This is a genomic window from Acidovorax sp. SDU_ACID1 (genome assembly GCF_045291395.1).
Lineage (GTDB): Bacteria > Pseudomonadota > Gammaproteobacteria > Burkholderiales > Burkholderiaceae_C > MR-S7.
In genome coordinates this window covers 5,159,605-5,167,195 of record NZ_CP152342.1, presented here as the reverse complement: position 1 = coordinate 5,167,195, position 7,591 = coordinate 5,159,605, and the positions used below count along the sequence as shown (strand labels likewise).

The window sequence follows — 7,591 nt, the reverse complement described above, 5'->3', positions numbered from 1 at the left end:
AGCTGACCGGGCAGCGTAGCCTTGGAGTATACATCGGTTTTTCCCTTGTTTGGAGAACTTCTCCAGGCGCCCTCCATAATTTCGAGCCATGGCACTGATTACCTTGATGGACGCCCAACTGGCTTTTGGGCATGTCGCCCTGCTGGACCACGCGGGCTTTGCGCTGGAGCCCGGCGAGCGGGTGGGATTGATCGGGCGCAATGGCGCCGGCAAGTCGTCCCTGTTGAAGATTCTGGGCGGCCTGGCCAAGCCCGACGATGGAACGCTGAGCGTGCAGCAGGGGCTGCGCACTGCTTTCGTGGCACAGGATCCGCTGCTGGCCCCGGAGGCCACGGTATTCCAGGCGGCAGCGCAGGGGCTGGCGCATGCCATGGCGCTGCGTGAGCAGTACCTGTCCGCCGCAGCGGGTGTGGACCTGGATGCACTCCAGTCGCAGATAGAAGCCTACGACGCCTGGAACTGGGAGCAGCGCGTGGAGGAGACGCTGCAGCGCCTGCACCTGGACGCGCAGGCCGTGATCGGCACACTGTCGGGCGGCACCAAGAAACGGGTGGCGCTCGCGCAAGCCCTGGTGGCGCGGCCGGACGTGCTGCTGCTCGACGAGCCTACCAACCACCTGGACCTGGACTCCATCGAGTGGCTGGAGGAACTGCTGCTGGATTTCAAGGGCGGCATCGTCACCATCACCCACGACCGCGCGTTCCTGGACCGCATCGCCACGCGCATCGTGGAGTTGGACCGGGGCCAGTTGCGCTCGTACCCGGGCAATTTCGCGCAATACGTGCTGCAAAAGGAAGAGCAGCTCGCGCAGGAGGCAGTGATCAACGCCAAGGCCGACAAGCTGCTGGCGCAGGAGGAGGTGTGGATCCGCAAGGGCGTGGAGGCGCGACGCACGCGCAGCCAAAGCCGCATCGGCCGGCTGGAGACCCTGCGCGCCAACCGCGCGGCGCGGCGCGAAGCGCTGGGCAGCGTGCGGATGGACATCGCCTCGGGCAGCCAGAACGGCTACCAGGGCAAGATCGTAGCCGAGCTGGCGCATGTGAACAAGGCGTTCGGCGAGCGCACCATCGTGCGCGACTTCAGCGCCACCATCCTGCGCGGCGACAAGGTGGGGCTGATCGGGCCCAACGGCGCCGGCAAGACCACGCTGCTGAAGATGATCCTGGGCGAGCTGGCGCCCGACAGCGGCAGTGTGCGCCGTGGGAACAACCTGCAGGTGGCGTATTTCGACCAGATGCGCCACGGCATCGACCTCGATGCGGCGCTGGAGGATTTCATCAGCCCGGGCAGCGAGTGGATCGAGATCGGCGCGCAGCGCAAGCACGTCAAGAGCTACCTGGGCGACTTCCTGTTCTCTCCGGCGCGGGCGCGCTCTCCCGTGCGCTCCCTTTCGGGCGGCGAGCGCAACCGGCTGCTGCTGGCGCGGCTGTTCGCGCGCCCGGCCAACGTGCTGGTGCTGGACGAGCCGACGAACGATCTGGACATCGACACGCTGGACTTGCTGGAGGAGCTGCTGCAGAGCTACGACGGCACGGTGTTCCTGGTGAGCCATGACCGCACCTTTCTCGACAACGTGGTGACGAGCACCATCGCCTACGAGGGCGATGGCCTGTGGCGCGAATACGAGGGCGGCGTGCAGGACTGGCTGGCCCAGTCGCAGCGCAGCCGCGCGCTGGCGGGCGCGCCAGCGGCCAAGTCCGCCCCGAAGGCGGAGCCCAAGCGGACGCAGGACAAGCTGCCGCCCATGCAGAAGAAGAAGCTGAGCTACAAGGAGCAGCGCGAGCTGGAGCAGTTGCCCGCGCAGATCGAGGCGCTGGAGACGGAGCAGCAGGCGATCCGGGGCGAGCTGGCGGACGGCAGCCTGTATGCACGCGACGGCGCCCGTGCGGCGGCGCTGCACACGCGCGATGGCGAGATCGAGGACTTGCTGATGCAGGCGCTGGAGCGCTGGGAACTGCTTTCGGCGTGATCTTCAAAAAAGAGAGCTACTTGCGCTTTTAGCACAAGGCTTTCAGCATGGAAATATGCCGAAAACCTTGCCCCGCAAGCACAAGCAGCTCCTTTTTTAGATGCGGTGGTGCAGCCGGTCGGTCGCGCCGCGCAGGCGCGCGATGAGCGCGGCAGCGATCTGCGTGAGCGGCAGCACCTCGTCGGCAGCACCGTGCGCGATGGCCTCGCGCGGCATGCCGAAGACGATGCAGCTCGCCTCGTCCTGCACGTAGTTGTAGCTCCCCGCGTCCTTCATCTCGCGCATGGCGGCCGCGCCGTCGTTGCCCATGCCGGTAAGCATGATGCCGTAGGCATTGCGCCCGACGACGGCCGCGGCGGACTTGAACAGCACCTCCACCGACGGCTTGTGCCGGTTCACGGGCGGGCCGTCGTCCACCACGGCGACGTAGTTGGCGCCGCTGCGGGCGATGTGGAACTGCTTGCCGCCCGGGGCGATGTAGGCATGGCCGGGCAGGATGCGTTCGCCGTTCACCGCTTCCTTCACGGTGATCTGGCACAGGCCGTTGAGCCGCGCCGCGAAGCTGGTGGTGAAGCCCGGCGGCATGTGCTGGGTGATGACGATGGCCGGAGAGTCGGCCGGCATGTGGACCAGCACCTCGCGGATGGCCTCGGTGCCGCCGGTGGAGGCGCCGATGCAGATCAGCTTCTCGGTGGACACCCGCCCCAGCAGGGCCGCCGTGGGCGCAGGCGCAGGCGCGGGCGCGCCGGCCGCCTCCGGATGCACGATGCTGGCGGCGCTGCGCACGGGCGCGCGGCGCACATGGGCCACCGCGGCCACGCGGATCTTGTCGACGATCTGCGTGGCCAGTTCGTTCAGGCCGCTGGCCAGACCCACGCGCGGCTTGGCCACGAAATCCACCGCGCCCAGCTCCAGCGCGCGCATGGTCACCTCGGCACCACGCTCGGTCAGCGTGGAAATCATCACCACCGGCATGGGCCGCAGGCGCATGAGGCGGCCCAGGAAGTCGATGCCATCCATGCGCGGCATTTCCACGTCGAGCGTGATCACATCCGGATTCATCTCCCGGATCATCTCGCGCGCGATCAGCGGATCGTTGGCCGTGCCTATGCACTCCATGTCGGTCTGGCGGTTGATGATCTCGGCCAGCAGGCTGCGCACCAGCGCCGAATCGTCCACCACGATCACCCGGATCTTGCGGCTCATTGCTTTCCTTGTTTCCCCTCGTTGTCGCTTCGCGCGGCCGGTCCTCAGAACAGATCGACCGACCCGCCCTTGGTGGTCCGCGCCACCGTTGCCGCATTGCCGCGCGCCACTTCCTCGGCCAGCGTCTCGGGATGGGCATGCGCCAGGCGCTTGACCATCACCTTGCCCGTCACCGGGAAGAACACCACCTTGCGCGGGTAGATGTCCATCACGTCCTCGGACACCACCGGAATGCGCTCCGTGGCCAGGTAGTTTTGCACAAAGCCGGTGTTGCGCTCGCCCACGTTGAGGGTGGTGAAGTTGTGCATGACCTGCGCGCCGCCGAAGATCTTGGCCTGCATGGTCTCGCGCCGCGCACCCAGCTTCATCATCTCGTTGATGAGCAGCTCCATGGCGTAGGAGCCGTAGCGCCCCGATGTGTCCGCGCTGTCGCCGTCGGGCAGCATGAAGTGGTTCATGCCGCCCACGCGCGAACGGGTGTCCCACAGGCAGGCCGCGATGCACGAGCCCAGCACGGTCATGATCACCAGGCTTTCCTGGGCGACGAAGTATTCGCCCGGCAGCACCTTGACGGCGTTGTGCTGGAAGTGGTGGTCGAAGAAGAAGAACGACGCCTCGCCCGGACGGCGCGCGCGCGCCTTGAGCTCCTGCAGCGACGCCGCGGGCGCCTCGGCGCGCCCGCCCGCCAGCGGGTCGGGGCCCAGGGAGGCGACGCGCGGCACGCGGCGGCGGTCCCCGGTGCTCGGAGCGGGGATGCGCGGGGGTTCAGGTCGTGCGATGCTCATGGAAGCGATACCTCAACGGTTCGGCGGCCGCACGGTCACAGCCGCTCATAGACGGTCTTTCCGCGCAGGGCGAAAAGGTCGCGGGAGTCGCTGAAATTCTCCGCATGTCCCACGAACAGCATGCCGCCCGGCTTGAGCACGCGGTGGATGCGTTCGAGCACGCGCCGCTGGGTGGGCGCATCGAAATAGATCATGACATTGCGGCAGAACACCACGTCGAAAGGTTCGCGGAACGGCCAGTCGTCCCGGATCAGGTTCACGCTCAGGAAGTCGATGGGCTTGCGCAGCTCGGGCTTGACGCGCACCAGCCCCTCGTTGGCCCCCTTGCCGCGCAGGAAGAAGCGCTGCAGGCGCTCCTGGCTCAGGCCCTTGAGGCTGTCGAGCCGGTACACGCCGCGCGAGGCGGTGGCGAGCACGCGCGAATCGATGTCGCTGGCGGCGAGCTTGAAGGGCACGCTGGCGCCCAGCGTCTCCTGCACCGTCATGACGATGGAATAGGGCTCCTCGCCTGTGGAGGCCGCGTTGCACCAGATGCTCCACGGCCCCGCGGCGCGCATGCGCAGCAGCGAGGCCAGGATCTCGAAATGGTGCTGCTCGCGGAAGAATGCCGTCAGGTTGGTGGTGAGGGCATTGACGAACTCCTGCCACTCGGGCCCGTCGTGCCCTTCCAGCCAGCCCAGGTAGTCGTTGAAGCTGGTGTGGCCCGTCTCGCGCAGGCGCCGCGAGAGGCGGCTGTAGACCATGGCGTGCTTGCCGTCGTGCAGGCTGATGCCGGCACGCTGGTAGATGAGCGCCTGCACGCGCGAGAAGTCGGCGCCGGTCCAGGCGAATTCGCGTCCCTGGCCGCCCTCGTCCTGCGGGGAGGCCTGCGCCGGCAGGGGAGAGGACGCCCGTGCGCGCATCAGACCGCCTGCGAAGCCAGCCCCATGTCCACGCCGGCCATGAGTTTTTCGATGTCGAGCAGGATGAGCATGCGCTCGCCCACCGAGCCCAGGCCGCGGATGCAGTGGGCGTCGATGGCGCTTTCGATGTCCGGCGCCGAGCGCACCTGCTCGGGCGTCAGCTCCATCACGTCGCTCACCGAGTCCACCACGATGCCGACCACGCGCTCGCGCAGGTTGAGGATGATCACCACGGTGAAGCTGTTGTACTCGGCCTGCGCGCAGTCGAAGCGCAGGCGCATGTCCACGATGGGGACGATGGTGCCGCGCAGGTTGGTCACGCCCTTGATGAAGGCCGGCGCATGCGCGATGCGCGTGGGCGGCTCATAGCCCCGGATTTCCTGGACCTTGAGGATGTCGATGCCGTATTCCTCCTGGCCCAGGCGGAACGTGAGGTATTCCCTCGCGCCGGCGGCCGCGGTGTCGGCGCCCTTGTTCATCACCACGCTCATTCCATTGCTCCCATTTCAATAGCTGCCTATGCTTTACCAGTAAGCGCTGGAGGCCTATTTTGCATATAACTTCTTCAATGGCGCGCCCGGCGCACGAGGGCGGCGGTGTCCAGGATCAGCGCCACGGTGCCGTCGCCCAGGATGGTGGCGCCGGATACGTTGGGCACCTTGCGGTAGTTGGTTTCCAGGTTCTTCACCACCACCTGGTGCTGGCCCAGCAGTTCGTCCACCAGCACGGCGACGCGGCTGCCGTCGGCCTCCACCACCACCATGATGTCATTGGGGCGCACGGCGTCGGGGCGCGGCACCTGAAAGATTTTCTCCAGCGCTACCACCGGCATGTATTCGTCGCGCACCTTCACGAGCTGCGAGCCCTGGGCCACGGTGTTCACGTCGTCGAGGTTGACCTGGAACGACTCGACCACGGACGACAGCGGCAGGATGTAGACCTCGTCGCCCACGCCCACGGACATGCCGTCCATGATGGCCAGCGTGAGCGGCAGGCGCACCGACACGCGCATGCCGTAGCCCTCGGCGGAGTCGATCTCCACCGTGCCGTTGAGCGCGGCGATGTTCTTCTTGACCACGTCCATGCCCACGCCGCGGCCGGACACGTCGGTCACCACCTCGGCGGTGGAGAAGCCCGGCGCGAAGATCAGGTTCCAGACCTCGCTGTCGGGCATGGAGTCGGACACGTCCAGGCCGCGCTCGCGCGCCTTCTTGAGGATCTTCTCGCGGTTCATGCCCTTGCCGTCGTCGCGCACCTCGATGACGATGGAGCCGCCCTGGTGCGAGGCCGACAGGGTGATGGTGCCGTGCTCGGGCTTGCCCGCCGCCAGGCGCTCGGCCGGCATCTCGATGCCGTGGTCGCAGCTGTTGCGCACCAGGTGGGTGAGCGGGTCGGTGATCTTCTCGACCAGGCTCTTGTCCAGCTCGGTCGCCTCGCCGTGGGTGACGAAGTCCACCTTCTTGCCCAGCTTGCCCGCCAGGTCGCGCAGCATGCGCGGAAAGCGGTTGAAGACGATCGACATGGGAATCATGCGGATCGACATCACCGACTCCTGCAGGTCGCGCGTGTTGCGGTCCAGGTCCGCCAGGCCGGCCAGCAGCTGCTGGTAAACGCCCGCGTCCAGGCCCCGGCTGTTCTGCGCCAGCATGGCCTGGGTGATGACCAGCTCGCCCACGAGGTTGATGAGCTGGTCCACCTTGTTGACCGCCACGCGGATGGTGGACGATTCGATAGAGGCCTGGCTCGCGGCCTTGGGCTCCCCGCCCGGCCGTGCGCCTTGGCCGGGGCCGCGCGCGGCGCGGTCGCCGGCGCAGCGGCGCCGCCTGCCACCATGTCCGCGGGCATGCCCGGCGCGCCGCTGAAGAAGCCGTAGGGCTCGGCGACGGCGGCGGCCGACAGCGCCAGCTCCTCGTGCGCCGGCTCGGCGGCAGGGGCCGCGGGCGCGCCCGCCGCGCGGATGGTCACCTGCTCCTTGGCCACGTGGAAGACGAACAGATCCAGCAGGTCGTCGTCCGACGAGGTGGTGCGCACCGCGAAGGAGCGCATGCCCGGGCGGTCGTCCGCCACGTCGCTGATGGTGCCCAGGCCGGGGATGTCGCGGAACAGCTCCTTGATGGCGTCGGCCGATTCGGGGTTGGGCAGCGGACCCACCTGGATCTCCAGCGCGCGCTCGCCGCCGGCAGCCGCGGGCGCTGCCTGCACGGGCGCAGGTGCCGCCACGGGCGCCGGGCTGGGCGCGGGCTGGGGCGCCGCCACGGGGGCGGGAGCCGGCGCCGCAGGCGCGCCGCCTGCCGCTAGCTCGCTGATGCGCCGCACCAGGTCGCTGGTGGAGACGGCCTCGCCCTGGCCGCCGGCCTGGTGGCGCGCGAGCAGGCTGCGCGAGGCGTCGGCCGATTCGAGGAGCACATCCACCATCTGCGGGACCAGCTGCAGCTCGTGCCGGCGCAGGCGGTCGAGCAGCGACTCCATCTGGTGCGTCAGCTCCGCCACGTCGGCGAAGCCGAAGGTGGCCGAGCCGCCCTTGATCGAGTGCGCGCAGCGGAAGATGCCGTTGAGCTCTTCGTCGTTGGCGGCGCTCACGTCCAGGACCAGCAGCATCTGCTCCATCTGGTCCAGGTTCTCGCCCGCTTCCTCGAAGAAGATCTGATAGAACTGACTGAGGTCGAAGTCCGCGCCTGCTCCCGCGCCTTCTTGGTAGGTGTCCGCCATTGTCCGGGGTCCTTCTTGTG

General features: G+C 68.0%; 5 protein-coding genes and 1 pseudogene. 1 reads left to right on the top strand and 5 read right to left on the bottom strand.

What is annotated here, in order from left to right; genetic code table 11:
* The first annotated feature begins 88 nt into the window (after window positions 1–88).
* Window positions 89–1,969 carry an ATP-binding cassette domain-containing protein gene (locus AAG689_RS25065; protein ID WP_406624259.1) on the top strand — a complete coding sequence of 627 codons (1,881 nt, stop codon included), beginning with the start codon at window positions 89–91 and terminating at the stop codon, window positions 1,967–1,969.
* Window positions 1,970–2,065: 96 nt separating this feature from the next.
* Here the strand turns inward: AAG689_RS25065 and AAG689_RS25060 are convergent, their stop codons facing one another.
* The 5 genes and pseudogenes from AAG689_RS25060 to AAG689_RS25040 all read right to left on the bottom strand — a co-directional run bounded on the left by AAG689_RS25060 (window position 2,066) and on the right by AAG689_RS25040 (window position 7,571).
* Entirely contained in the window at window positions 2,066–3,175 is a 1,110-nt protein-coding gene (locus AAG689_RS25060; protein ID WP_406624258.1) for a chemotaxis response regulator protein-glutamate methylesterase, read from the bottom strand.
* Window positions 3,176–3,219: 44 nt separating this feature from the next.
* The gene (gene cheD, locus AAG689_RS25055) at window positions 3,220–3,960 is read right to left on the bottom strand and encodes a chemoreceptor glutamine deamidase CheD (protein WP_406624257.1); all 741 of its coding nucleotides are present in this window, start codon (window positions 3,958–3,960) and stop codon (window positions 3,220–3,222) included.
* A gap of 35 nt (window positions 3,961–3,995) precedes the next feature.
* The gene (locus AAG689_RS25050; RefSeq protein WP_406624256.1) at window positions 3,996–4,862 is read right to left on the bottom strand and encodes a CheR family methyltransferase; all 867 of its coding nucleotides are present in this window, start codon (window positions 4,860–4,862) and stop codon (window positions 3,996–3,998) included.
* The gene (locus tag AAG689_RS25045; RefSeq protein WP_406624255.1) at window positions 4,862–5,353 is read right to left on the bottom strand and encodes a chemotaxis protein CheW; all 492 of its coding nucleotides are present in this window, start codon (window positions 5,351–5,353) and stop codon (window positions 4,862–4,864) included. The genes AAG689_RS25050 and AAG689_RS25045 overlap by 1 nt, the downstream gene beginning before the upstream one ends.
* A gap of 74 nt (window positions 5,354–5,427) precedes the next feature.
* Window positions 5,428–7,571 (bottom strand): annotated as a pseudogene (locus AAG689_RS25040) (chemotaxis protein CheA).
* Window positions 7,572–7,591: the final 20 nt, after the last annotated feature.

What these genes read in the sequence shown, in the direction of transcription:
- cheD (WP_406624257.1), bottom strand. Translation starts at nt 3,960, where the DNA reads ATGAGCATCGCACGACCTGAACCCCCGCGCATCCCCGCTCCGAGCACC.
- AAG689_RS25065 (WP_406624259.1), top strand. Translation starts at nt 89, where the DNA reads ATGGCACTGATTACCTTGATGGACGCCCAACTGGCTTTTGGGCATGTC.
- AAG689_RS25060 (WP_406624258.1), bottom strand. Translation starts at nt 3,175, where the DNA reads ATGAGCCGCAAGATCCGGGTGATCGTGGTGGACGATTCGGCGCTGGTG.
- AAG689_RS25050 (WP_406624256.1), bottom strand. Translation starts at nt 4,862, where the DNA reads ATGCGCGCACGGGCGTCCTCTCCCCTGCCGGCGCAGGCCTCCCCGCAG.
- AAG689_RS25045 (WP_406624255.1), bottom strand. Translation starts at nt 5,353, where the DNA reads ATGAGCGTGGTGATGAACAAGGGCGCCGACACCGCGGCCGCCGGCGCG.